Genomic DNA, 24,438 nt, shown 5'->3' on the forward strand with positions numbered 1-24,438 from the left:
CCAATTCAATGTTTGGAAAGAAGAATTATTCTGTCGAGAATAAGGATCACGGCAATCGCGATGCCCGTATCCGCGGAACCATCATCTTAGCTATCGCGTTTTTTATTGATGCCATTATTGTCACGCAATACATGGCTCATGTCTTTCAATACCATCCGGCATTAGGGTTCAATATCAATCATTTTTATATGCCTTGGGCTTGTGTCATTTGGTATTTCAAATGGGGCGATCTGTATCCGGCCGTATTTTCTCAAATCGGCAACATGGCGTTATGCGTGACGCTTGTTTGTATGTTCTTTTCATTAATTGTGTATTCACAATTAACGAGTCAATTAAAAGCAAAAGCGGACTTGTATGGATCCGCCCGATGGTCAAATGAAAAAGACATTGAAAACGCCGGTCTCTTTTCAGAAAGCCCTGAATCTGTCGTCGTGGGTGGTTATCAAGATAAAAAAGGGCACATTCGCTATTTACGTCATTCCGGGCCGGAACACGTTTTGACTTTCGCACCGACAAGAAGCGGTAAAGGTGTGGGTCTTGTTGTTCCAACCATGCTTTCCTGGTCGCAATCGGCCGTAGTGACGGACTTAAAAGGGGAACTGTGGGCGCTTACAGCGGGTTGGAGACAAAAATACGCGCATAACCGAGTTCTCAAATTTGAACCCGCGGCTGAAGACTCGATCCATTGGAATCCATTGGATGAAATTCGTTATGGAAGTCCGGAAGTCGTGGGTGATGTCCAAAACCTCGCGACTTTGATTGTAGATCCGGATGGTAAAGGACTAGAAGATCACTGGGCAAAAACGGCGTATGCGCTTTTAACCGGCGTTATTTTGTTTGTGCTTAGAGAAAGTCATCGTCCGGCAGAAATGAAAACCCGAAAAACTGAATCGACTGTAAAACAGTATCAGCGATCAGAAGGTTTCGGTCGTGGACAAATCGGTTTGAGACAAAACGATCAAGATTCGAGTAAGCCTTTGGAACAGCAAGTCGGCGGAACAATATTAGCGAACCTTCCGATGGTTGATCGTTTGTTATCAATAGCAAAACCCCGTGATCTATGGAACGCTATGAGTAAGGACGAATGTTCTGAAGAAGAGGGACGATTAGGTTGTGAAGTCGAGCACGTTAAAAACTTTAAAGAATTACCCAAGGACGAACAAATTCGTATTCAATGGTTAAGAGATACAAAAGGCATAAGCAAAATTATTCGCGCTGCGGGCAATGATATGAAAGCCCGTCCTGAAGAAGAAGCGGGCAGTGTTTTATCGACAGCAAAAAGCTTTTTGAGCCTTTATCGTGATCCCGTAGTGGCAAACAATATTTCAGAATCCGAATTCCGCATACGGGACTTGATGTATCACAGTGACAATCCCAGCATGCCTGATGATTCCATTTTTAAAGATGGGAATCATCGACAAGCGGTGACGTTATATATCGTCACACAACCGAACGATAAAAACCGGTTGCGCCCACTGGTTCGCGTCATGGTCAATATGATTGTTCGTTTATTGGCTAATAAGATGGAATTTGAGAAAGGGCGTCCGAAAGCCCTTTACGATCATCGGTTATTGCTGATGCTCGATGAATTTCCGTCATTGGGCAAACTCGACATCTTGCAAGAGTCCCTTGCGTTTATCTCTGGTTATGGATTAAAAGCGTATTTGATTACTCAGGATATTAATCAGCTTAAATCAAAAGAAATGGGCTACGGCGAAGACGAAACCATTACGTCCAACTGCCACGTTCAAAACGCTTACGCCCCGAACCGTATTGAAACGGCAGAACATTTGTCCAAAATGGCAGGACAGACCACGATTGTTAAAGAAGATGTTTCAATCAATATGTCGCAGGGTGGTGGATTGTTCTCTGGATTATCGAAGAATAAGAGTTTGCGTGAAAGTCAACGTGAACTCATAACGCCTGACGAATGTATGCGTTTGAAATTACCGGTTAAAGACGGCGCGAACATTATCGAACCCGGTGAAATGTTGATCTTTGTCGCTGGTTATCCAGCCATCCGCGGGGTGCAACCCCTTTACTTCAAAGATCCCGTTTATCTCAAGCGGGCTCAAGTGACAACACCGGCCGATACTGATCGTATTCGACTACCGGTTCGTCGAATGCAATCAGAAACGATCAATGTTCACGATATTCGTAAGCGCGATCATGAAGTTCAGTCTCAATCTCAATCACTGGGAACAGTAGAAGCGCAAAAGCCCATGAGCCTGAATGACTGTGTAACGACGGATCCAAAAGAAGCAGCGTGATGAAAGCAAGCAAGATTTTCTTTTTAGTCGTGGGCTTATTTACGGCTTCAAGCGTGTTTATTTGGCAATTTAGAGAACACATCACAATCAATGTCACGCCCAGTATGCCGTTGGGTTTTTATTGGTTGGAAAACGATCCCGTTCGTGTTGGCGACAACGTGCTTGTATGTCCACCACGAGCCATTGCAGAAATGGCGAGCCACCGACATTACTTACCGAAAGGGGACTGCCCCGGAGGATCCGTTCCGGTCTTAAAAAGGGTTGTGGCCATTGAAGGGGATCATGTCACGATTGATAGCCGTGGGATCTTCGTCAATGGTATCGAGATCGAACACACACAGCCGAAATCAGAAGATAGTCTGGGGCAAAAATTGCCTTCGATAGAACTGAGCACCACACTCAAGTCCAACCAATATCTGATTGCCAGTCACGATGATCCTCGTGGATTTGATTCACGCTATTTCGGAGTGATTGAGTTTCAACGGTTGAAAAGAGTCAGTCCTCTATGGACGTGGGACGTTGACCGAGATCAAGAGTGAATATCCCTTTTTTGGCTTTAAAAATCGAGTCATAGCATGAAATGGTTAATGGCTAAACTGAGTTTCAACGGTTGAAACTTTCGTAAAGGATAACCATGGGAACTGAAACTAAACAAAATAATTTCGCAAATGAATTGTTTTATGCGTTTGCGCCAATGAAAGACGACATCCAAAAGGTCGTTGTCACGGTAGAAGACAAGAAGGGAAACCGGGTTGAAAAAGAATTAACCGCTCAAGAATTTTTAGACGCTTTAAGTCAAAAAGGTGAGAACAATGAAAAAACACGTTGATGTCGGCGAAAAAATCGGTGGGGCCAGAAAAGACTTTTACGTGAAGTCATTAAACCTGGATGATTTTGCGAACATGAATGAGGCCGAACGCGAGGCCCTTGTTGTCAAAGACAACATCTTTCCGCCGGTCAATTGGCGCCAGTGGAAAGAAGACGGCGTGACACCTCAAACAGCCTTTATCGTGAAATCCATTCGCGACGGATTGGAAACCAAAATCACGCCTTTCTTTTCAAAACGCTTTGATAGCGTTGAGAAAGCCCAAAGTATGTATATCAAGGCAATGACGGAAATCAATCAAACCTTGACAGGCAGGGGAGTCGAAGGTGGAAAGGCCCCGGAAACGGTCGTTGAGCTGATGCCCCGGGTGATGAAGTTACTGGAGCCCATGATAAAAGTCACGGTGCTTCAAGCAGAGACCGAAGACGAATTGGCTATTGGATGCTTAATGCGAGAAGGGTTGCGCAAAAATAAATTTTTTAATCGCTTTGCCAACGACACGGCGATCATTTACGCGAAATACTTTAAAGATCTTGATGCTCGTTTTTATGATCGTTATGGAAACATCAGCCAAGAACGGCTACTAGAAGAAGCTTTACGTCGAATAGATTATGAAGTCCGCTATAAAACGGGGGGTTATGAACACGAATATTTGAATCCCGAAACCGATTCAAAGAAAAAGGATCTCATGTGGTCAAAGCTCATTCGAGCTTCAAAAACACTCACAGAAGAAGAAAAAGCCAAAAGAAAAGCGAAGCGGGAAAGTGAAGAAATTCTGCATAGACCGCATCTTGAACACGTGACAGTGGAAGGTCAGCGAAGGGACATCCATCGTCATGTTGATGAAAAAGAACTTCTCAATGAGTTTGGTTTCAGAGGCATTGAATTTGGCAATTGGCTATCCAATGTGGAACGCCAGGAGGTTATTGACTTCGCCTATGACGCTTTTGATGATCTTGCCAGCGCTTTGAACGTCCCGAGAAAAGCGATCAGTTTGGGCGGTAAATTGGCCTTGGGTTTTGGAAGCCGTGGTGTTAAGGGAGCCTTGGCGCATTACGAGCCCTTGAGAAATGTCATTAATCTGACACGATTGAAAGGCGCCGGATGCCTTGCCCATGAATGGTTCCATGCATTTGACTATTACAGCGGGCTTATCAGCGAAAATAGTCTGAAAGTGATTACCGCGCTCAAGGTAGCCGATCAAACCATGGAAAATCTCGTCAATGAGGATATTGATAATCTGAATGAGATCAATGATTCTTATGTTCGAGGTTGGCTCAATTTTCTGCCGTCCGAAGAACAAAGCAAAGTTAAACAAACGTTAAATGACATTTTTAGTAAACAAGTCGTCCCTACGGCCTTAAATAAAATTCTCAACAATTCTGAAAGTCCGTTTGAAAAAGATCCTCAAAAGGTTTCTGAAAAACGTCATTACATAAGAATCCAATACTTTAATCATTCAGACTTCACAATCAAACTCAAAAATGAAATTCAAAAAATGATTGGGGCGCAAGTGCTCAATCAAATCGGAGAGCCTTTAAAGCAAAGATACGATCGAAAAGATGAAATTGAAATCGCGTGCTCACGTTTCTGCCGGAGTGCAAGTCTTTCGGTGACGCTCGCTTTCAAAATGGCCGAGCAACAATGCGGTTATCCCACCGGGATGCAAACGGACAATGAGTTTTACAAACGGGCGAAAAAGATCGATAACGAGTACAACAAAAATTATTGGGCCACTCTTAAGGAGATGTTTGCTCGGGCCGGTGCCTCTTATACGCACGATCTTTTAGCGAAGGATCAGAAACGCAATGATTATCTGGTTTTCGGAACGGATCCGGAATTGGATACCATGCCCACGACTAAAGATCGTGAACAGATCTACAAGATGTTTGAGGATGTGTTCGATCAGTGGCGTGAAAAGGTGAAAGACTTGGAGTGCGAACCGATTGTGAAAAGTTGGCGAGCGTCCGTGATCGAGGCGCCGGTCGCTCAACCGAAACCGATTGAACCGACGCTAACGATGCAAGATGTTCAGGCCTTGATTCAAACAAGTCAGGCAAGCCATGAGCAAGTCGGCGAATTTCAGTTGATGCCAACACCGCTCATTTTATCGGTTCGTGAGTCTCAGCAATACCCCGATCGTTTTGTCGTACAGACTTTCGACGATAGTTCCATGGAACAAGGCGGATTTATTGAATATCAGCTTATTCCTAAAGAAAGTTTTAACACAGCGGTTAACGATGGACGCCTCATTGTTGAAGGAAGACGATTGTCCGCCTTTGAGTATGAAAGAACATTAAAGGAAGTGGAGGCGGACACGAACGATGATGTTCGTAAACACTGCGCAACGTATGCCGGCATTGATAATTCACTGGGATTGGTGACGCGTCGAGACGATGCCTTAGTTTGGATTACAGAGGATAATCTCAAACAAGTACGACGTCTTTTTGAGGAAAACTGCGGGGCCATTCAGGCAGCCGTCAATGATTATCAAAAACAATTAAAACAAACGACACGATCAAGAGGGCGCTAAATCGCGAAAGCCTTAAAAAGAGAAAACCTTTAAAATAATTTCAACCGTTGAAACTTTGTACCACCAAATTTCAACGCATTTCACTAACCGTTCAACAAGGGGAACCGGTATGGACAATCAAAGCAAGAATCTCAAAGAGTGGTTCAAAACATCCGCTGAACTCAAAGATAAACTTGAAATGGCTAAAGCATTGGCCAAAAAGCGTGAAGACGAAGAAGCCCAGAAATTCCTTCAGGATTTTGAAGAACGATTTGAACAATATGGCTCCAAGACACTTCTGAGTGAAAAGCAATACAAGATGCTCTGCACTTTGGCCATTGCTCAAGCCGATGATTGGGTTGAAGACGAAGAAACCTACAAAGAATTGCTCAACGCCGCCAAAGAAATGGCAAGCGATGAGTGGTCTGAAAAATTCGTTTCCGATCAAATCGAATTGTTTGAGAAATATGGCATGAAAGCGCGTTTAACCGAAAAGCAAAAACTTCAATTGGAAAAGATTGCTTCCGGAGCAGCCGGCAAAGAAGTCGAAAAGAATTGGTAAAAACGGGGCGCGCCATGTTGAAATCACTTAAATTATTGTTGCTTTCGGGATTAGTGACGGCCAGTTTACCGGGCTATTGTGCTAATCAAAATTTGGAAAATTCCGTGCAATATTTGACGGGGGATACTCGACTGGCGTGCGAAGCCATATTATGTTTATCGTCGGCCTATCGTCCAAGCGAATGCTCGCCGTCATTAAATCGATATTTCTCGATTGACGATAAAAAAGCCAGGAAGAAGATCCGCAAGCGTAAAAACTTCTTAAATAAGTGTCCGGCCGGTGACACGGCCAACGCGAATTTGTGGATGTCGTTGATTGACAGTATTTCTGAATCAGCCGAAATCTGCACCGCCGATGGCTTAAATCAATACACGGCATCGACTGCCTACGACGCAGCGGGCGCAATTCGATACACGTATCGAAGTAATCAACTTCCGAGTTTTTGCACACGATATTGGGATCACGAATGGACGTACTTTGAAAAGCAACATCTGCCTGTCTATATCGGAAGCCCTGAGTTAAGAGGTTTTTGGTCGGAACCCGCCGATCAAGCCAAAGCGCAAGATCGTTTTGACCGATGGGTTGTGCAATATCGAGATTATTTGAGTCGGATGCAACGCTACCGCGATTGCCAACAAGACGAAAATCGTACTTGTCGCAAACCGCATTTATCATGGACGCATCCGATTACTGAATAAAAGAGGTCAAGATGTCCTCGATTTACAAAAAATTAGAACAATTTATTGGTGATGTCTTAAAAGAAGAGCCGGCATCATGGACAGCGGTAAGCGTCCGGGCTCAAGCCGGCCGTCTTTTTTTACGATTGGTGTTAAATGACTGCGATGACGATCCGTCCATTTCCAAAAAGGTGAAGGAACTCCGAGTTCAAACGGGGGAGATCAGTGAAGAAGGTGACGTCATTGCTGCGGTTATCAGTGGTTTATTTGAGACGGACTCCATGATGGTGTCTCAAGTGCAAACCATGATTTTGGAAGGGCACCAAACCGACTTGCAAAGTCGAGTGCTACAAGAATTTGATCGTTTCTTTGATACCCCGGATCGAGAACTGATTTATTGTGAATTTGAAAATCCGCAAGATTAAAAATTTAAAGAGTCTTTATCATGTCAAAGGAGAAGGCCCAGCGGATTGAATCGGTCTTGGGTGATGTATTGGAATTAACGGCGCCGGCTAATGTGAGCGCTGTGGAATGTACTTTCACCATTTCCGGCAGTGTTGTGCTTAACGTGGCGGATCTCTCGGATTGTTTTCGCGAAATTTTTGCAAATAACGAAAAGCCGGATGGCTACATCCGATTGAGAATTGATCCTGTGATTGATGCCATAAGAATCACTTCGCCGGGAACAAAAGGACGAATCATTCCCTGCAAATGGATTAGTAAATAATTTCAACCGTTGAAATTCATAAACAAAAAAGTTTCAACCGTTGAAACTGTGAGTAAAGAAATGAGTAAAGTAACCGAACAAAGCCAAAAAGAGTTGGATAAATGGTCTGAGGCTGTATCGATTGCTGAGTTGCCCGGCGCGGCTTATCCGGTGACGCCTGAAGAAGCCGAACAGTTAGGCGCTTTTGAAGAAGATGCGTTTAGCGAAGAAGAAGTGAACGCGGCGCAATTTGATAACGACATCGACGACAAGGAATAGTCCTATGGCCGATGTAACACAAACCGTCATTTTAGGGGACGTCATCGGCAAAATGGCCGATGGTTTTATACGTGGTGTATCGCCCCTGGAACGGTTGGGTCAAAACATTCAAATGATGCCGGTGGCAGGTGCCGAAGGTCGAAGTATCCACGGCTTAAACCGTTGGATACTGATTACAGAAAACCGGCAGGATCCTCGATGGTTCACGAAAGAACAAGCCGAACATTTAGGCGCCCATCTTCGCGATGACGAAATCGGGAAAAAACTGGTTTATTGGTCTTATTACGAGACAAAAGACGGGCAAAGGATTAAGCGGAAAAATCCTCAACTAAAAGTCTTCACCGTTTTTAACGCTGAACAGTTCGACGGCTTGCCTTTGCTTCCGGCAAAGCCCGAAGTTAAAGCCAATATCGAAGCGGTGCGAGAAATCCTTAAAAATGCCGATGTGTCTTTCTCGCCAACGGATAAACCGATTGCTTATTACGCGCCCGCCGAAGATGTGATTTACGCGCCGGATATGATGCAATATGCAAGCCGGGAAGCCCGGTTAACGGACGTCTTGAGTGAAGTCATCCGACGTCAGGTTTTAATTCAGGCCGGAATGCAGTCGGCGCCTAAAGGCTCTCAAGAGTCGCACAAAGAAACGTTCATTCAATCATTAGCAACCTTTATTGTCGCTAATGAGTTTGGACTGCCATACGACGATAAAAAAGATCGTGCGTATTACAAAGATTGGGCCAACTTATTGTTGGAACACCCCACAGCTTTTTTAGCGATTTCCGCTCAAGCCGAAAAAATTGCCAAAACGGTGATTGAACTCTCTCAATTCAAGCACCTCACCAATGAAGCGATCAAAATGCCTGAAGATTGGAACGGGCAGTTTGTCATCAAAGCGTTGCCGGACGGTGGAGTGGAATTAAAAGCGTGTTGCTACGGCGGTCGAGAAGACTTCCTGGGTTCGTTTAATGACCGGGCAAGTGCGGAGCAAATGCAGTGGCAATTAAATGTTCTCTATGCCACTAATGTTCCTGTCAGACGTGATTACTTGGTTGTTCCTTGGCAAGATCGCCAAATGGTGCGCGCAGCGGGCGCCAAATTTGATCCGGCAGCCAAAGCTTGGTATGTCCCGGAGACATTAAGCGACACTCAAAAAGAAAAACTCGCTCAATGGCGTCCCAAAGCCTACAAAGATCGATTGAAGATGATGGCTCAAGAAACCGCTGTGAAAGCGAAGAAAAGCAAAATGAGCGAGCGCATCATTCTCGAAGTGCCCTTCACTCAACGAAAACAAGTGAAAGCCTCCGGCGCACAATACGATCCGGATAACAAACAATGGTTTGTAAGCATCAGAGGGCCACTCGAAGGCGTTAAAAGATGGCTTCCTGCAAAGTTTAAGGAACTTGCTAAACCCTACTGCCCGGAAGGGTCGTTAAAGCAAAGGAAGCGCCTTTACGTGTCTTATGAAGACGCCATGCTCGCTAAGAGCCGGGGAGCGATTTGGGATCCCAAAGAAAAAAGTTGGTACGCGCCCGAAGGCAGTTTTGAAAAAGATTTTGAACGCTGGATAACAGCGCCGGTAATGACCGATCCCAAGGCGGAGTTCTTAACAGCCTTAATTGAGTGCGGTTTTGATCCGGAAAAGAATGAACCGGTGCAAATGGATGGGCAAAAACATCGTTTTATGACCACCGATGATAAGCCCGGCCATTTTTCCGGAGAATACAAAGGCTTTTTAGATGCCCGTCCTGCCGGAAGCATCCGAAACTTCAAGACCGGCGAATACCGGACTTGGGTAAGTCAGAAGAGCGATCATAAGGTTACGCCCGAAGAACTCGCGGAATTAAAAGCCCAGGCAGAGTTGCTAAAAGAAAAACGAGCTCGCGAATTGTTGGAACAACAAGAAAGCGTCGCTCAACGGGCGTTGCATATTCTGGAGGCAATTACTTCGGAAACAACGGATCGCAGTCTCACCGTTTATGAAGCGCGAAAAGGCTTGGCCCTCGATGGGAAAAAACCACTAGTGGGCTTTACGGATAAAAACGGCAACCTGGTTTTGCCGGTGACCGACGCAACCGGGAAGCTTTGGTCGCTGCAATACATCAATGAAGACGGCACCAAGAAATTCTTAAAGGGTGGGCGAAAATCCGGGTGTTTCTCCGTCGTTTACGGAGAAAACAGCAGATACAAACACTTAAGTCAAACGGAAACACTCATTGTTTGTGAGGGCTACGCCACCGCCATGAGCGTGAGTCAAGCGGTCGGCCAGCCCGTCGTTGTCGCGTTTGACGCTGGCAACCTCAAGAGTGTTTGTCAGGCGTTAAACGGTGCCTATCCGGATAAGCGAATTTTGATCGCGGGCGACGATGACCATCATCGGGAACTCAAGGGTGAAGCAAATCCCGGACGCCAAAAAGCGATGGCCGTTTGTGAAGACGAAAAATTGGCGGGTCGCGTAACCGCGGTATTCCCGACGTTTGTAGCTGATGAACAAGAAGCTCACAAATGGACAGACTTTAACGATTTAGCCCAAAGTTCATTAGGGCTGGAGGCCGTGCAATTGCAAATTAAATCGGCTTTGCAGCGTATCCAAGGACAGCATCAGGAAGAGTCGGAAAACGTGTCTAAACAAGTCCGCTCAACACATAAAACCATTTAGGAAAAATCAAAATGACTGAAATTGAATTTCTCGATCAATTTATTTCCCCGGCGCCTTCGGTCACACCGGCCTATTACGTCATGTACCGTGGTGCGAAAGACGAACTCTTTCTCGAACTGCAAAGCACTGAAAAGTTGAGTGTGAGAGCTCAACAACTGGCAGCCTCCGATGGAATCGTGTTACCGACAAAAGCGAAAGACACGATTCGCTACATGATTAAAAAAGGCGCAATTGTCTGCGCGTTTGCTCAATTCTGGGGCGAAAACGACTTTATCAATCAATCTTGGCGCTATGGGCCACTTGCTGCGGACAGAGCAAAAGAATTGGTGAAAGTTCAAGGCACGAAACGTTTAATGGACGGTCTGCGCCAGGACTATGAAGTGAATCACTTGGAAGCGCTCCATAAACTATTCCCTGAAGAAAATGCTTTCCCGTTTACAAAAACCGCCTTTTTAGATGAAGCGGCGGGCATTGTGTTTAATGTGCTCAATGACGCGTTGATCGATCACTACGAAAATACGATGAAAGTCAATTTAAACGGTCGGATGGTCTTTTGGTATCCGTCTGTGATTGAAGACATCAAAGAGTATCTTCTCAAAACCGTTGAGCAAAAATTACTGACCGGGCAATTCTTACACCCGGGGCAAAAACAAGCTTTGCAATGCAAAGAAGCAGAAATGAAATTAGGTCACCGGTACTCTGTCGGGGAAATCGAGGCTTACGAAAAGAAAGCCCAAACACAGGGCATTCACCGTTAAAATAAGACCCGGCTTCATGCCGGGTTTCCATTATTTTTCAACACCATCAAACAATGTCGAGCATTAATCGATCCGAACTTGTTGAATGCTATGCCCAACGTTTCCCAGGGAAAACGTTCCGGGAAGTGCAAACGTGCGCGGACTGCTTATTGGGGTATATGTCTGAAATATTGGCTTCGGGTGATCGGATCGAAATAAGAGGATTTGGAACATTCAGTTTAAATACCGTACCGGCACGTATCGGTCGAAATCCTAAGACCGGCGAAAAGGTCGCCGTTGCCGAACGAAGGCGAATCCATTTCAAATGCTCCAAAGCCATTTTGTACAAACTCAACCGTTAATTTTCAACGGTTGAAATTCTGAATAATTGAATCCGCTTTTTCGATAGAATGTCGCGTCCGCTTCAAACGCTGGAGGGTTTGGGGCGAGGGATTGGTCGTTTGCCGGAGTCGGCCAATCACCGTCAGAGATTGGCTCTGGCGGTTGATGATAAAACCGGAAAAACTAACGCCCCAAGGCGGTCGAGGCTAAGGGGCGTTGGAGGTATGAGGGAATGGTTAACAAGAACCCTCATGCCGACAAGATAACACGGTGTAACGTGAAATTCAAGTTCAGCGTACAGCTCATTGTACACAAGCTGATTTATGGATTTGCACTCATTCTGTGGATAATCTTGTCCGCATGGTCATCTTAGTGTGATGAAAAAGGGCGGGGTTTGAAACCTCGCCCGCCGTGTGAAAAAACTTTCCTAATCCCTGGTCGGCAGTATCTGTCTAAGAATTTGCCACAGTTTTAAAATCGGGTAGGGGGGGGGTAGAAACTCCAATAAATTCAATGAGTTGCAATGCGTCGTAGAGATTTGAACACGGAGGACGACGACGATTGCTTAATTCAGCATAAGCAGACGACAAACGTTCCTTGTATTTTTGATAGACCGCCACGCCACCTTCAAAACCTTTTTTGTATTTAGGATTTTTCTTCAAATACCATTTCAAAATCATTTTTTGGGGCGATTCGTCGGATGTGGAACAATCCCAATGTTTAATTTGCTTAACGTGCATGAAAAGCAAGAATGCTTCAAAACAAGGGTTACTATCAGCAACCACTACCCGGTAATTCCGGGCTAATCGTTCAAATACGACCCGATTGTCGGGATTGTTGTCGTGATCCATCACGAGAATTACCACTTGATATTGGTTGAGAAATTCTTCGTTAATGCGTTTTTCTATTTCTCTGGCGGGTAGGGTCAATTTTTTAATATCAACAAAAGCTTCTTTTTTCTTATCTTTTACAAAAGCGGTGAAGAAACCCTCTTCTGTTTCGCCTTCCACAATCACTAAGTGTGTTTTGAAAAATTTTGCTTCCATCATTGGCCTGGAAATTGATTAAATCCTTCTCGATTGTATCTGAGCGAAAATTACAACGAAGCCCCAATTTTCAAGCAGTCTCATAGTATGGGTCAGTGGCCGATAAATTAAGTCTGAAAAGGCAAAAATCAATATAAATTGTGTTTTTCGCGCAACATTAGCGACGCGAATGATGACGGCTATGTTGAGAGCCGTAGTTTAGATAAATGTCATTGATGGCGTCGAGTTGCGCCTCAAACTTTTCAGGGTTTGTGTTGTGAAGGTGATCCAGGTTTTTAAGCTTCCATTGCAGGGCAGGCAAATCACACAGTTCAAAAGGCATGAGATCCCACTGAGGCTTTGTTTCCAACACAGAGTACAAGAATTGATAGCGGTCTTTCCCGAGTTGCGTGACAACCGTTTCCCGTAATTCAGATCGGATCGCATTTAAGTCTTCAAGGGAGACTTCCCAGTCGGTCATGCCGGCGAAGTCGTTTTCAAACATCCGATCGATGTCTTTGTCCGGGCCCATCAACACTTCGTGTGCGGGCCGGCCATGCGCTGCCAAGTAAACCGTGAAGCAATCGAGCATTAAGTCAGAAATGCCCCCGTTTTGCATGAGAACACCGACATCGAACAGATCCCGCGGATGCTGACGATCAAGCGCAGCCAAGATTTTCCCCGCATAGAGTTCGTCGCGGTTTAGTAGCGGGATTTCCGTGTTGCCGGAAACTTGGAAAACCGTTTGCACGTTTTCACAAAACGGCATGAATTCCGGATAAAGCAAAACACCGCGAAAGAAGGGATTGATTTCCACTTTCACAAGGTCGCGACCGGCGCTCACCACAATTTTGGTGATCGGGGAGACGGATTTTTGGACGCCGAAGCCTTCTGAGCGCAATGTGTCGGTTAAGTGAATCAGAATATCGTCAATTTCTGCCAATGCCTCGTCGCGGGGTTTTTCCCGGTCAACGTACACGCAGTCCAAGTCAACCGACAAACGAGGCATATTGTTGTAGAAAAGGTTAAGCGCGGTTCCCCCTTTTAAGGCCAGCGGAACCGAGTCGAAGCAAAACGGGATGATCTCGACGAGCAACCCGACTTGATTGAGGTAATTCTGCTTCATGGACGAGCTTAACTTTCCTAATGGTTGTGGTTTTGTTTTTCCCTACGGTGACCTGCCATTGTTTAGCGTCTCCCGTGGAGATGTCGTATTCCGAGTACAAACGCGAAACGTCAATCAAGTTGAATTCAGTGGCCAGTAGCGCAAATAAGCGCCTCACTTTGAGGCTTGTGCAGCTCAAGAGCAACGGCCCCAGGACTTCCGGCCGTAAGCGCCTGACCGATTCAACAATGTTACGCGTTAATTCCGGTGAGTAAAACGTACCAGATTCAGACAGTAATTCTAAAACACCTCGCTCGATCACTGAGCAAAAAACGCCTTGATTGTCTAAAGAAAAGACGGGACGCGTGTCGAAATCAAGGCGAGAGTCCTCAAAAGCAAAAAGCTTCGCGCACGAATAGCGCACATTGAAAGACGAGCGAACCCACTTGGGGAGCCCCGCGCTCGGCTCACCCCAAACAACGGCTTTTTCATTAAAAGTGAGGTTGTGTCGAACGCCCCAGCGGTTCAGAGCCGAGAAACTTGCCAAATGCAATCCGGGGACGTCTTTTTGCAAAACGAAGAGCGCGCCATCGAGCGTCACTGCATCATTGGGTAAACAATAAGCCCCATAACCGATCCGATTTAACCATCCGCTTTTAACATAGTGAGACGCGAGACGAGCGGAAATACCGGACTCGCGAAGATCCCGGGTGAGAATCGGAACACCCGATTTGCCTTGATTTAGTAATCGCGTGAGTTTGGAACCCGTCAAATCAAAATCCATTGTGTTTTCTTTTTAAAAATTACATACAATGTAATTTTAGCAGAATGGATGTAGTGAAATTTATAAAATAGTTGCTTGTCCATTTTAAATTTAGCTAAAATCAAAAACGAAAAGGACATATCCTTTTTTGATGATGTCGGGAGTACCACCTCCCACACATCTTTCCACTGTTACCCATACAAGGTACGGTAATGTCAAAGAGATCCGCTTCCGCGAAGTCGGAAATTATTAAACCGTTCACGAAGCGCTGGTTTCCTTTGGATGAAAAGGCCCAGTTGCTAGACGCTTTAGCTTCCCCATTTGTGAAATGGGTGGTGAAGTCGCCTGTTTGCGCCGTTTTTCAAACGGATTACGGCTGTGAAAACGGCGAAGCCACGGTTTTGCTTCTCGTCACCTCTGATGTGTCTTTGTTGAAAAACGCGACCACCAAGACGGCTTACGTGGGGCCTTTCTACGAAGTGGAAGCGGATTTTCACGCCCCAAGCATCGACTGCGCCGGCATCGATAAACAAACGATGCTCGCTTTTCTCCATGATTCTCTCCAAGCAGAACAATCCAGAGTGAGCGCAGAAGTGCTGCGAGATCGAAAAATCAAGAAACGTTACCGTGCCCGAATCCATGCCAAGGAGATGAGGGCATTATGTTTGCAAACTCAGATGTAAGCGTTGACGGCGAAGAATTATTTAAGCGCTTTCAAGGTTGCCGAATCGTTGACGCAATGGCTTTTGTCGAGCCAAAGCTTGATCCGAACGACTACAACCGGTCTTACGCCAGCTACGAAGGCTTCACGCTCGGTTGCGCGCTGCGCTATGACACCGAGTCGGATCCTCAGCAACAAACCTTGTTGCAGTATGCCTGGTTTGTGCGTTTGCCCAACGGACGATTTGTCGCAAGTGATTTTGTGGACGGCAAAGAATTAAACGGCATTGTTCAGGACGTGAGAAACGGCGAAAAACGCCGTGGCTTAGATCCTTCTTTGCTGGTTGGCGAAGCCATGGGCCAGCAAGCCGAAGTCTTGAAAAAACTGGTATCTGAAGAGCCGGAAATCCCCATCGTCAGCGCGAATTTCAATGAATGGGTGCAACATCGATTGCCCACTAAGGCTGAAATCAAGGAAGGTTTGGAATCGGATAACCCGATTCATAACCGAATCGAACAAGGTCTGACGTACTTAAACGATGTTTTCAAAGACATTGATACAAACAAAGCTAAGAAGTACGTCCGAATGTGTCGGCCAAAAGGTGAAAGACTCATTAAAAACGCCGGCCTTACCTCTAAGGAACTCGCCGTTGGTCTGACCGATATGGCTAAAGCTGTCGCGAGAGCCGGTCAAGAAGCGATGCTCACGCTCTCAGGCCCGGAAGTGCAAGCCATCACCCGCGCGCTTTTAGCGCTTGAAGGCCGTATTCAGGGTATCAGCGATAGCGTGGTTGAAAAGATCAAAGCCGTTCAGGAAGAACTTGCGAAGAAAAAAGACGGGGTGGACTTTACCGCACAGAACACCATCGCGGGGCCCGACGCCGAAGTGAGTCGCAAAATCGCGGAAACGAAACAAATTGTGGACGCCCTGGAGCCCGGAGAGCGTGGGCAAATTTGGGACAAATACTTTGATTACCTCAATGAAGCGCAAGCGCGCCAGGAATTAACAACGGAAAACGAACAACGCGCTTTGGCAGCCAGTCTCGGTTTGGGCGCCGATCCCATGGTTGCCGTGGAAACAGTAGCGTCGCTTGCGCAAAACGATGCGCTTGTGAATCAAACTATCGAAAACGCTCTTGAGCAGGATCTTCAGATGTCGCCCGAAGCGATCACGCAAAAGATCCTCGATGAACGTCACAAAGAAAACGAACATCGAAAGCTCGTCGCGGCCAAAGAAGGCAAAAAGCCCGTGCTTTTGAGTCGCTACACCAAGGAAGGCTTCCCGATTCGCGCCGAAACCTTGGGTGCTTATGTCAAAGGCCGAGTGCAAAGCGAACGCATTGAAGCCATTAACGACTGTGAACACAGACTTAAAGAAGGTCTTGCCCCAACGGCCAACCAGTTGCGCCTTTACACCGCCAAAAATTTAGCCGGTGTCTCCATTGTCAAAACCCTTTTGGATCGCGAAGCCGATCCGGACTTAATGAGCAAAGCGCAAAACCTTATCACGCAAGTGCCCGCACAACCGGAAGTCGTCAAAACGGTCGTTCAAAAGCCCGCCCAGCAACAAGACGATATTCCGTATGAAAAAGAAAAGGTGCGCAAAACCGGTCATGGCCGGACATTAACCCGGTCGAAAACGGGTGAACACTAACCGCAATGGGGACAGTCATGGCTGAGACAAACACCAATTCGACGGTCAGTATTTCCTTGATGCTTATGAAAGCTAATCTTGAGCACAAGGTACCGGTGGCGAATGCGCGAATCGCGATCAAATTGTGTCGCGTGACCTTTATGCCCACATTGCCAGCAGACCGCGCCTTGGCTTGCGCCATTCGCTTAACGAATCTCAACAACGGTCGCAGCTATGAACGGGATTATGTTTTAAGTTACAGCCCAATCGATCAGGCGTATCACTTTCCGCCCGCGATGCACCAAAAATCCATTACCGAATTAATGGACATTTTGGGTATCGCTTGTGAATCCGAACGTAATCGTACTGGCAGTGAACTCACTCACTGCCTGAGACGGTGGTGTGAGCGCACGCTCTTTGTGTACCGGGCGCGGTGGTTTGACGGTTGGGTCGTCGCCCAGAAAATGCTCCCCGACGACATTATCGCCAACGAATTGGGCGTAGTCATGAATAACGTCTCGATTCGAACCGATGACGCCGGAGAAATTGTGCGCACAACTGACGTGTGGCCCCCCGAAATTCTCGAAAGCCTCCCCATGCCTGAATTAGATCTCTTTAACTCAAGGAGTAACGATATGAGTCTCGAAAAAAGCAACATTCTCGTCCAAGTTCCGTATGCCGAACGCGAAAAAGCCAAAGAAATGGGCCTTGTCTGGAGCCGAAAGGATCAGTCTTGGATGATTCCGGAGTCGATGGACTTGCAAGCCGTCAAAGACGTGCTCAAAACCTACCGCACGCAAACGCCCGAAGAGGCGCTTGAGTTTGCCAAGAGCCAACGCAAGAGCGACGAATACAAAGCTCAAAAGGAAGTGAAGGAAGAAGAAGCGCGCGAAAAAGTTTCAACGGTTGAAACAAAAGAAACGGTGAACGAAGAAGACATTCAAGTGGTGAAAGACTACTTAGAAACACACATTCCGCCTTATGCCCGTCTGTATTTGGAGGCCAAACGCTTTACGCCTGAAGAACGCGAAACGCTCAAAAAAGGCAAGGCGATCTATGACGTGGAAAACAAGCGTTGGTGCGTTGACCGTCGATTGCCCAACCGTGCTTTTGATAAATACATCCCAGACTACATCATTGTCCCGGTGGAAGAAAAAGAGGAAGTGAAAGCTCAGGGCGCCAAGTGGGACTTTGTGCAGCGCTCGTGGGTTGTTCCGAAAGACAACCACGAAGAGGCTTTAAAAGCCTATCCGCGTCTTAAAGACATGGCCGTGCGTCAATACCTAGCGGTACCGAAGCAGGATGAAGCTAAAGTCAAGGAACTGGGCGCCGTCATGGATCCCATTGCCAAAGCTTTCTTTGTTCCCAAAGAAAGCGACGTGAAGGACTTCGAGCCTTGGCGAATCGACAATCTTTCGCCGGTTGTCTCCCGTCCGCGCGTAACCGCGGCCGATAAGCAAATCTGGCAAGAACGTCAAGCCAAGCGTGAGCGCCAAGAAGAACAAACTCAAGAGAAGACGCAAACGCACAGTCGTTCCCGCAAACTCAGTCGCTAGGAGACAGAAATGACGGAAACAACGGATAGACCCGTTTTATTGATTGAACGCGACATTGGTGAAAGCAATCGCCAGTTCTTTTCGACGCTGGATGCCTTCGACATTGATTTCATTTTGATCGGTAAGCCTGATTCGCGGTTTTTCAACGATGACAATGAGGGCTTAGTCAAAAGCCGGGTTAGACATTTTAAGTTTGTCCCGGAATTAAACCGCCGTGATGATGTGAATTATCAGATCGTCAAATTGGTAAACGGTGACGGCCACACCGTTGTTTCCATTTTGCCCATGAATGAAGACAACCCTTTACGACCGAACGCCTTTGGCATTCTTCAAATTCCCAGAAAAGAGGCTCAGGAAGCCCTTAATTATTTGCGAAGGGATCTTACTTGGGTGAACGCCTATCTCAACGACAATCTCTATCAATGGACACTCTTAATCGGAGGCAACACCTATGGGGCTTTCGGACTGATCGGTAAAGACGAAGCCTACCGAAGCTTTATGAATTTCCGGGGTTCACTGGCCAACCGGTATCCGGATGTGGTTGGTGAATATCCAGACCTTCTTATCAATGATGAAGGGTGCGACATTACGGCCTCCATTCGCGATCAATACGCCCAGGGACAAACCGAAATAGAAGTGGTGAAAAAGCATTTCAAATTGGAGCAAAACAGGGGGAGAGGACGATGAAAAAAGACTTGGATTTAATTGTGACATTTGATCGAGATGACGGCGCGGATAACTGGGCTTTTTTCAATGAATTGGAAGATTGTCACGGTGACTTGGTGAGGTTTCATGCTCAACATAGTGATTTCTATGACGACGGTGATGCCGGATTAGTGGAACAACTTGTCCATGAGGTTGAGGACTGCGGAGGACTAGTTCAAATCGGTAAAACCTATTTTGAACTCGCCTTTCTCGAAGATCAGGAAGGCTACCGCGCAGTCTCCATTTCAGAACTGCAAGAAGGTAAAGCGCTCAAGCCGACAACCTTTGCGTTAGCCCGTATTCCCAATTCCTATGCGGATTCCTTTAAATCCTGGGTCAATGAAAATCTTTCCTACATCAATGCTTATCTGAATGGTGATGTCTGGTATTGGCGAGTTGATCGCTCTGACGGAGCAGAACTTGATCACGATTACGGGTATGTCGGTCGCCCGGCAGCCATGGCCGGATTTATGGAATGCCACGACATCAGCCGTTACCGCGTATTTGTGGGCGCCACAGAAATGACGGAGATGATTCAGGATCAGGTCGAGGTGAATGCTCGGATGATCGAAAGGTTAAATCAGGCTTTTCATGTCCAAAAACGAACCCGATAGGAGATTTCTAATGTCCCATTCTTTTCCAATCGATTATCAAGGACAAAAAGACCTTTATTACGACAAGGCCGATGGCTTTGAGTTTGTTTACATGAGTGATGGCGAAGAAATTGTCATTGGCAATGAAATTATTTTCTGGGCCGTACAGGAAACCATTATTGAGCAGATCCGGGTTTGGCAAGAGTATGACGATCCCCGCCAAGCACCTAATCTTTTAGAGACGCTTTGCGCCAAGGATGAAAATGGACACAAAACGCCCATTCACCCTCAAATCATTGAAGATGAAGCTAAAAAGAACTTCAAGGCCGAATGGTTTTACTACGTTGAACGATTCCAAAACGAAGAACAACAAAGACCGCGGCCAGATGATGATTTGGAATATCTGGTGGAGATCGGACACGACAATAGCGACGATCTTTGCGATATGCACGACTTTTTACATAACTGCCACATTCAATTGGTTGTAAACAATGACTACTACCAGATGCTTCGGCACTCCGACGGGGGAACGGGGCTTGAAGAGAAGACATTGGTGAACGGCGACGAGGTGGACTATGAAATGCCGGCGGGCATGGTCAAGCACAACCTGGTGCTTTTTGAACTGCCCAACCATGAACACTTGTTAATGATTGAAAAACAAAACCGCCCCGCGGCCAATACCATTGGATGCTTTGTGATGCCGGAGTGGCAACATGAGACAACGTGCGAACAACTGAAATGCTACGTCGATCATCTTCAACGGTATCTGAATTCAGACACATGGGCTTGGGAAGTCTGGAAAGACGAAATGAGTATTGACTATGCCGGACGTTTTGCGACGCCCAAGGAAGCGCTCGCGGACTTTATCTCAAAATTTAATGCCCGTGATTATCAAATTATCTACAACGGCAAAGACATCACGTTCGACATCCATGACCAACTAAACTGCGACATTGGCGCGGAATCTCAAGCCGAATCCCTTAAAAAGAAAGCAAGAGGCCGGTAAAAATGACAGAGAAAGAAAACACAAGCCAAGCCTTTTTGGATCTGACGCCCAAGAAGACGCTCAAGACGATTTTCAATGAATACTACCCGGATGAACAAAAATTACTCGTTCCTTATGAAGTGATTTTTCAATACCGGGGGCAAATCGTCAAAACGCAGCTATACAACGAACCGAAGTCGGCGGACGATCAAGACTACTGTCGTGGCACCTTTTTATTTGACGATCAGCTTTTTTATTTGGTGCTTGAGCCCAATCGATCTGAAATCAACGCCTATGAAGACCGAAAAGATGAACACTCCGGTCAATTTGAATGGACAACCGTTTTCACAACAAATAATTTCATTGTGAATCCGGTCGAACCCCATCGAGCCCAATTTGTCCTTTTGAATCCAATGACAAGTTGCCGGTTAAACGGAAAGAAGCGAGAAATCACTCAGAAAATCTTCCCGGACAGAATTGAACTCAAAGGAACGTCAGTTGATGAAATCAACGCAGAAATTCAAAAACTCACCAATGACTTGTTTAGCCTCTATTTATTAATGGGAGGCCAAAGAGAAGACAATGCCCTCATGCCCAATCTTTGGCAGCACATTCATATCAAGCTTGGCCAGACACCGATTCGATTGGATGCGTATTTACCGCCTGAAGAAAAAGGTTTGCAATTTTGGGAAGGTAATTTAGAGAAGGGCCACAACGTCAACCTCGACTTTTCACTCTTGAGAGCTGAAGATCAGCAAGCTTTTGTGTCGGAGGTTTGTAAGGAATTGGGCATTGTCGATTTGGAAGCCATCGAAGATCCCGAATTAAAAGATGCTTTGGATCCCGAAGTGATTGGACAAACGCATTTTTATGTGAGTCCCAATGACTCATTGGCCCAAGCCTACTGCCGGGAATACATTCAGGATGACCGGTTTTGGACGGAAAACTGGAAAGAAGAGCTTGAAAAGCAACGAGCTATGCAACAAGAGACGGCTCAAAGTCGTAGTCGTCATCGTTAGGGGGTGATTATGGTTAATTTGGAAATTGTCCGGATGGAACACCCGAATAATTTGAGCTTCATTCAAGAAATGAAGGAAATGGACGGCCAAGTCTTATTGTTTGATAAGCAATTTGATGCCCGTTTTACCGATGATGCGAAAACAAAGACAAGCAAGGACGTCTTTGTCTATGATAAAAAGCCCGCTGACTTTATTAAAAGTGATCGATACAAGGCTTATCAACTGATCGGCGCCAAGACGCCTGACGGTTGGGTGGTGGGCATTGAGCCTGTCAGTGAAGACAAACGCCTCAAGCCCAACTGCTTTGGACTGATCCGCATGAGCTACTACCGGGAAAGTGAAGCCATTGGGAAAATTGCCCGATGGGAGCATCAGATCAACTCGGCCCTGAATAACAATCAATGGCGCTGGAAAATTCATGAAAGTTTCGGAATGACCTTTGATGAAGCCTTCGGCTTTAACAGTAAAGAAGAAGCGCTTATTGACGCGATGAAGCGTCACGATATTTCTCAATATCGCGTTTTTTACGATCAACAGGATATTACGGCAAGCGTTTTAAACACCGTCGCTCAAGTCCAAGACGGAAAACAAATCACCGGGCCCGTCGTTTTGGAAACTGGGGAATTCAAACAATTGCTGATTCCCTATGATGTGACGTTTGAATACCGCGGACAAACGATCACTCGACGGCTTTTTAATTGCACTGACGGGGATACCGTGGCGTCTTTCTATGACTATCCGCCCGAAGTGTTCTGCGTTCATATGGACGGAGAAGAGACGTTCGTGGAAGTGTATGAAGAAATCGCCGAAGACGAACCGTATGAATTAAAAGAAAAAGTTACAGTGAGCGACATTCAGCCCGTTATCCGCAATGAATGCCGGTTTCGGATTGAAAACGCCTGGGAAGCCGACGGCAAGTGGGGCGACAGACCGATGGGCGAAGCTATTTGGCAAAAGGCCCGGGAAATTTATCCGGACGAAATCGATCTTGAAACGATTTATCCGGAAGCGGTCGGATTTGAAATCGACGCCATCATGGCTGAATGCGACAAAAAGTTTCGCGAGGCGGGGGCGACCGATGAAGAAATTGCCCTCGCGCCGGACTTAACCCTTGCGGCCGTGCAATATGTCGGGAGAAGCGGTTTTGCCTTCAACACCAATGACTACGACGGCGCCGTCATGTTTTTAGAAGGTAATTTAGAGCTTGGCTACAACGTTTCTCTCAATTTTGAGGCAGATTATCATCGGGGTTTCGAGCAAATTTGCCGGGAGCTTTGCGACGCTTATGACGTTAAGAACGTTTCGGACATTCCGGATAGCCGTGTTCAATGCGCGATTGACGCGATGAAAAACCATACGGTTCACTGGTATGTCGCTCCGGATGAAACACTTGGCCAAGCCATTAAACGCCATTTCAACGATTCGCAAACACAATATGTACAAAGAAAGAGAGGAGGACGGTAGGTTAAATGTGGAGGAAATCCTTTAAAATAGCGAAGCGCTCAAGCTAAGATCTCCCTCAAACACTTTCCCGGTTAAGCCGGGGATTTTTTTAGCTACCTACACGGTAGTGAACGTAATCCTTGGCCAGAGTGAACGATAATCGATTTTCTAAACTACCTACACGGTAGTGAACTATTCCAAAAACGAGCTTTTAACCTGAAAATAAAGCCATTGAGGCCAATTTTTATAAAAATCAACTCATAATAGCATAGGACAAAAAGTTTCAACGGTTGAAATTTTTTAGAGTGAAATGTTTCAACCGTTGAAACATTCACTATTCAACTTCAAAGTGCAAACATCTTGCGGCCTTTGCGGTCGCTTTTTCACCTCGACGGTCATAACGGGCTGTGGTGGTTAAGCTCGCGTGGCCCATGCTTTGCTTGAGCACAAAGAGATCAACGCCCGCCTCAAGCATTCTGGAAGCGAAAGTTCTGCGAAGGTCGTGAGGCGTAATATCCGCGATTTTGGCTTTTTCAGCTCGACGCTGAACAATGCGGTAAATGGAGCTCGGTTGCATATCTTTAAATTTCATAACAGGAGCGCCACTGCCTTTATAAATAGCGGGAAAAATCGTACCGGCTTCGTTTCCACGCGCCAGGAACCATTTATCCAAAATCGGCTCCAAGTCCGGTGGTAAATACACTTTACGTTGTTTATTGCCTTTGCCAATAAAAGTAAATGTCGAATCCTTGGAATTCCAATGTTCCATGTGCAGGGCAACAACTTCGGCCCGTCTCAGACCACAGCCCATCATTAGCGCCAATAATGCCTTATCTCGAATACCACGGAGTGTGTCGTCGTCGCACGTGTTGAGCAACTTTTTGCATTGATATGCCGACAAGCTCCGACCAACCGGAAGCCGTTCATAGGTGATTGCCTTCATGATGCTGATCTTTAGGTAGGCAAGCTGAGGCATCACGTCGTTGCTGAACGCTTCACGTGCAACGCCTTTTAAGGCGTAAAAGTACAAATTAATTGTTGCCGGAGCGATCCCTTTGGCTTTAAGTTTTTGAATAACGTGCTGAATGTGATGGCGTCTCAAGGCTCCCCAATCACAGTCAATGACACTGGGCTGACCGAGAATTCTCGCGGCGTGATCCAAACAGTTCTGCATAGTGATCGCCGAGCGGGGCGAATTGAGCGATTCAAGGTAAATGAGAGCCGGATTTTTGCCAGAAGAGTAAGCCGGCAACGTTAAACTTTTTGCAGTCATAATATGATTTCCTTTAGTGAGTTAAACGAGCCTTGAGTATTGCAGATAGGCTGAAAACAGGGGAATAGAGGGGATTATTTCCTGGTATTTTGTGGCGGCAAACGTCTCTTT

24 protein-coding genes are annotated in these 24,438 nt (G+C 46.2%); 20 read left to right on the forward strand and 4 right to left on the reverse strand.

Annotation, left to right across the window (positions count from 1 at the left end; all coding sequences use genetic code 11):
* The first annotated feature begins 8 nt into the window (after window positions 1–8).
* From NW199_RS07925 to NW199_RS07980, 12 genes are all read left to right on the forward strand, one after another.
* Complete coding sequence (locus NW199_RS07925; protein ID WP_258334232.1) at window positions 9–2,270, forward strand: type IV secretory system conjugative DNA transfer family protein; 2,262 nt, start codon at window positions 9–11, stop codon at window positions 2,268–2,270.
* Window positions 2,270–2,809, forward strand: coding sequence for a conjugative transfer signal peptidase TraF (traF, locus tag NW199_RS07930; RefSeq protein WP_258334233.1), 540 nt, complete (start codon window positions 2,270–2,272; stop codon window positions 2,807–2,809). Before NW199_RS07925 ends, traF begins: the two co-directional genes overlap by 1 nt.
* Before the next feature lie 95 nt (window positions 2,810–2,904).
* A complete protein-coding gene (locus NW199_RS07935; RefSeq protein WP_258334234.1) occupies window positions 2,905–3,099 on the forward strand; it encodes a hypothetical protein in 195 nt (64 codons plus the stop codon).
* On the forward strand, window positions 3,083–5,629 hold the full coding sequence (locus NW199_RS07940) for an LPD1 domain-containing protein (protein WP_258334235.1): 2,547 nt from the start codon (window positions 3,083–3,085) through the stop codon (window positions 5,627–5,629). The genes NW199_RS07935 and NW199_RS07940 overlap by 17 nt, the downstream gene beginning before the upstream one ends.
* Before the next feature lie 109 nt (window positions 5,630–5,738).
* Window positions 5,739–6,170: a hypothetical protein gene (locus NW199_RS07945; RefSeq protein ID WP_258334236.1), complete on the forward strand. Its 432-nt coding sequence runs from the start codon at window positions 5,739–5,741 to the stop codon at window positions 6,168–6,170.
* A gap of 14 nt (window positions 6,171–6,184) precedes the next feature.
* Complete coding sequence (locus tag NW199_RS07950; RefSeq protein ID WP_258334237.1) at window positions 6,185–6,868, forward strand: TrbM/KikA/MpfK family conjugal transfer protein; 684 nt, start codon at window positions 6,185–6,187, stop codon at window positions 6,866–6,868.
* Between the two features lie 11 nt (window positions 6,869–6,879).
* Entirely contained in the window at window positions 6,880–7,272 is a 393-nt protein-coding gene (locus NW199_RS07955) for a hypothetical protein (RefSeq protein ID WP_258334238.1), read from the forward strand.
* Between the two features lie 20 nt (window positions 7,273–7,292).
* Complete coding sequence (locus NW199_RS07960; protein ID WP_258334239.1) at window positions 7,293–7,574, forward strand: hypothetical protein; 282 nt, start codon at window positions 7,293–7,295, stop codon at window positions 7,572–7,574.
* Between the two features lie 60 nt (window positions 7,575–7,634).
* The gene (locus tag NW199_RS07965) at window positions 7,635–7,832 is read left to right on the forward strand and encodes a hypothetical protein (protein ID WP_258334240.1); all 198 of its coding nucleotides are present in this window, start codon (window positions 7,635–7,637) and stop codon (window positions 7,830–7,832) included.
* Between the two features lie 4 nt (window positions 7,833–7,836).
* Window positions 7,837–10,488: a DUF5710 domain-containing protein gene (locus tag NW199_RS07970; protein WP_258334241.1), complete on the forward strand. Its 2,652-nt coding sequence runs from the start codon at window positions 7,837–7,839 to the stop codon at window positions 10,486–10,488.
* 11 nt (window positions 10,489–10,499) lie between these two features.
* A complete protein-coding gene (locus NW199_RS07975; protein WP_258334242.1) occupies window positions 10,500–11,246 on the forward strand; it encodes a hypothetical protein in 747 nt (248 codons plus the stop codon).
* A gap of 53 nt (window positions 11,247–11,299) precedes the next feature.
* Window positions 11,300–11,587 carry an HU family DNA-binding protein gene (locus NW199_RS07980; RefSeq protein ID WP_258334243.1) on the forward strand — a complete coding sequence of 96 codons (288 nt, stop codon included), beginning with the start codon at window positions 11,300–11,302 and terminating at the stop codon, window positions 11,585–11,587.
* A gap of 432 nt (window positions 11,588–12,019) precedes the next feature.
* Here the strand turns inward: NW199_RS07980 and NW199_RS07985 are convergent, their stop codons facing one another.
* The 3 genes from NW199_RS07985 to NW199_RS07995 all read right to left on the reverse strand — a co-directional run bounded on the left by NW199_RS07985 (window position 12,020) and on the right by NW199_RS07995 (window position 14,481).
* Complete coding sequence (locus tag NW199_RS07985; RefSeq protein WP_258334244.1) at window positions 12,020–12,616, reverse strand: RloB domain-containing protein; 597 nt, start codon at window positions 12,614–12,616, stop codon at window positions 12,020–12,022.
* Window positions 12,617–12,770: 154 nt separating this feature from the next.
* A complete protein-coding gene (locus NW199_RS07990) occupies window positions 12,771–13,718 on the reverse strand; it encodes a nucleotidyl transferase AbiEii/AbiGii toxin family protein (protein ID WP_258334245.1) in 948 nt (315 codons plus the stop codon).
* Window positions 13,618–14,481, reverse strand: coding sequence for an AbiEi antitoxin N-terminal domain-containing protein (locus NW199_RS07995; RefSeq protein ID WP_258334246.1), 864 nt, complete (start codon window positions 14,479–14,481; stop codon window positions 13,618–13,620). The genes NW199_RS07990 and NW199_RS07995 overlap by 101 nt, the downstream gene beginning before the upstream one ends.
* 191 nt (window positions 14,482–14,672) lie before the next feature.
* Between NW199_RS07995 and NW199_RS08000 the strand changes: the two genes are divergently transcribed.
* Genes NW199_RS08000 through NW199_RS08035 form a run of 8 tightly spaced genes read left to right on the forward strand, consistent with a single transcriptional unit; the run spans window position 14,673 to window position 23,075 of the window.
* A complete protein-coding gene (locus NW199_RS08000; RefSeq protein ID WP_258334247.1) occupies window positions 14,673–15,143 on the forward strand; it encodes a hypothetical protein in 471 nt (156 codons plus the stop codon).
* Window positions 15,122–16,774, forward strand: coding sequence for a hypothetical protein (locus NW199_RS08005; RefSeq protein ID WP_258334248.1), 1,653 nt, complete (start codon window positions 15,122–15,124; stop codon window positions 16,772–16,774). Before NW199_RS08000 ends, NW199_RS08005 begins: the two co-directional genes overlap by 22 nt.
* Before the next feature lie 17 nt (window positions 16,775–16,791).
* The gene (locus tag NW199_RS08010) at window positions 16,792–18,309 is read left to right on the forward strand and encodes a DUF5710 domain-containing protein (protein WP_258334249.1); all 1,518 of its coding nucleotides are present in this window, start codon (window positions 16,792–16,794) and stop codon (window positions 18,307–18,309) included.
* 9 nt (window positions 18,310–18,318) lie between these two features.
* Window positions 18,319–18,996 (forward strand): hypothetical protein, encoded by a 678-nt coding sequence (locus NW199_RS08015; protein ID WP_258334250.1) that lies wholly within the window; start codon window positions 18,319–18,321, stop codon window positions 18,994–18,996.
* A complete protein-coding gene (locus NW199_RS08020; protein WP_258334251.1) occupies window positions 18,993–19,628 on the forward strand; it encodes a hypothetical protein in 636 nt (211 codons plus the stop codon). Before NW199_RS08015 ends, NW199_RS08020 begins: the two co-directional genes overlap by 4 nt.
* Window positions 19,629–19,638: 10 nt before the next feature.
* Complete coding sequence (locus NW199_RS08025) at window positions 19,639–20,613, forward strand: nuclear hormone receptor family protein (RefSeq protein ID WP_258334252.1); 975 nt, start codon at window positions 19,639–19,641, stop codon at window positions 20,611–20,613.
* Between the two features lie 2 nt (window positions 20,614–20,615).
* The gene (locus NW199_RS08030) at window positions 20,616–21,611 is read left to right on the forward strand and encodes a hypothetical protein (RefSeq protein WP_258334253.1); all 996 of its coding nucleotides are present in this window, start codon (window positions 20,616–20,618) and stop codon (window positions 21,609–21,611) included.
* Window positions 21,612–21,620: 9 nt separating this feature from the next.
* The gene (locus NW199_RS08035; protein WP_258334254.1) at window positions 21,621–23,075 is read left to right on the forward strand and encodes a hypothetical protein; all 1,455 of its coding nucleotides are present in this window, start codon (window positions 21,621–21,623) and stop codon (window positions 23,073–23,075) included.
* Window positions 23,076–23,388: 313 nt separating this feature from the next.
* On the opposite strand, the gene NW199_RS08040 is transcribed toward NW199_RS08035, so the two are convergent.
* Complete coding sequence (locus NW199_RS08040) at window positions 23,389–24,327, reverse strand: tyrosine-type recombinase/integrase (RefSeq protein WP_258334255.1); 939 nt, start codon at window positions 24,325–24,327, stop codon at window positions 23,389–23,391.
* Between the last annotated feature and the right edge of the window lie 111 nt (window positions 24,328–24,438).

Source organism: Parasutterella secunda (assembly GCF_024733725.1).
In the GTDB taxonomy this organism is placed as follows: Bacteria; Pseudomonadota; Gammaproteobacteria; order Burkholderiales; family Burkholderiaceae_F; genus Aphodousia; species Aphodousia faecalis.

Bases quoted from the DNA above. Each gene is read 5' to 3' on its own strand.
- NW199_RS07925 (WP_258334232.1), top strand. From the start codon at position 9: ATGTTTGGAAAGAAGAATTATTCTGTCGAGAATAAGGATCACGGCAAT.
- traF (WP_258334233.1), top strand. From the start codon at position 2,270: ATGAAAGCAAGCAAGATTTTCTTTTTAGTCGTGGGCTTATTTACGGCT.
- NW199_RS07935 (WP_258334234.1), top strand. From the start codon at position 2,905: ATGGGAACTGAAACTAAACAAAATAATTTCGCAAATGAATTGTTTTAT.
- NW199_RS07940 (WP_258334235.1), top strand. From the start codon at position 3,083: ATGAAAAAACACGTTGATGTCGGCGAAAAAATCGGTGGGGCCAGAAAA.
- NW199_RS07945 (WP_258334236.1), top strand. From the start codon at position 5,739: ATGGACAATCAAAGCAAGAATCTCAAAGAGTGGTTCAAAACATCCGCT.
- NW199_RS07950 (WP_258334237.1), top strand. From the start codon at position 6,185: ATGTTGAAATCACTTAAATTATTGTTGCTTTCGGGATTAGTGACGGCC.
- NW199_RS07955 (WP_258334238.1), top strand. From the start codon at position 6,880: ATGTCCTCGATTTACAAAAAATTAGAACAATTTATTGGTGATGTCTTA.
- NW199_RS07960 (WP_258334239.1), top strand. From the start codon at position 7,293: ATGTCAAAGGAGAAGGCCCAGCGGATTGAATCGGTCTTGGGTGATGTA.
- NW199_RS07965 (WP_258334240.1), top strand. From the start codon at position 7,635: ATGAGTAAAGTAACCGAACAAAGCCAAAAAGAGTTGGATAAATGGTCT.
- NW199_RS07970 (WP_258334241.1), top strand. From the start codon at position 7,837: ATGGCCGATGTAACACAAACCGTCATTTTAGGGGACGTCATCGGCAAA.
- NW199_RS07975 (WP_258334242.1), top strand. From the start codon at position 10,500: ATGACTGAAATTGAATTTCTCGATCAATTTATTTCCCCGGCGCCTTCG.
- NW199_RS07980 (WP_258334243.1), top strand. From the start codon at position 11,300: ATGTCGAGCATTAATCGATCCGAACTTGTTGAATGCTATGCCCAACGT.
- NW199_RS07985 (WP_258334244.1), bottom strand. From the start codon at position 12,616: ATGATGGAAGCAAAATTTTTCAAAACACACTTAGTGATTGTGGAAGGC.
- NW199_RS07990 (WP_258334245.1), bottom strand. From the start codon at position 13,718: ATGAAGCAGAATTACCTCAATCAAGTCGGGTTGCTCGTCGAGATCATC.
- NW199_RS07995 (WP_258334246.1), bottom strand. From the start codon at position 14,481: ATGGATTTTGATTTGACGGGTTCCAAACTCACGCGATTACTAAATCAA.
- NW199_RS08000 (WP_258334247.1), top strand. From the start codon at position 14,673: ATGTCAAAGAGATCCGCTTCCGCGAAGTCGGAAATTATTAAACCGTTC.
- NW199_RS08005 (WP_258334248.1), top strand. From the start codon at position 15,122: ATGTTTGCAAACTCAGATGTAAGCGTTGACGGCGAAGAATTATTTAAG.
- NW199_RS08010 (WP_258334249.1), top strand. From the start codon at position 16,792: ATGGCTGAGACAAACACCAATTCGACGGTCAGTATTTCCTTGATGCTT.
- NW199_RS08015 (WP_258334250.1), top strand. From the start codon at position 18,319: ATGACGGAAACAACGGATAGACCCGTTTTATTGATTGAACGCGACATT.
- NW199_RS08020 (WP_258334251.1), top strand. From the start codon at position 18,993: ATGAAAAAAGACTTGGATTTAATTGTGACATTTGATCGAGATGACGGC.
- NW199_RS08025 (WP_258334252.1), top strand. From the start codon at position 19,639: ATGTCCCATTCTTTTCCAATCGATTATCAAGGACAAAAAGACCTTTAT.
- NW199_RS08030 (WP_258334253.1), top strand. From the start codon at position 20,616: ATGACAGAGAAAGAAAACACAAGCCAAGCCTTTTTGGATCTGACGCCC.
- NW199_RS08035 (WP_258334254.1), top strand. From the start codon at position 21,621: ATGGTTAATTTGGAAATTGTCCGGATGGAACACCCGAATAATTTGAGC.
- NW199_RS08040 (WP_258334255.1), bottom strand. From the start codon at position 24,327: ATGACTGCAAAAAGTTTAACGTTGCCGGCTTACTCTTCTGGCAAAAAT.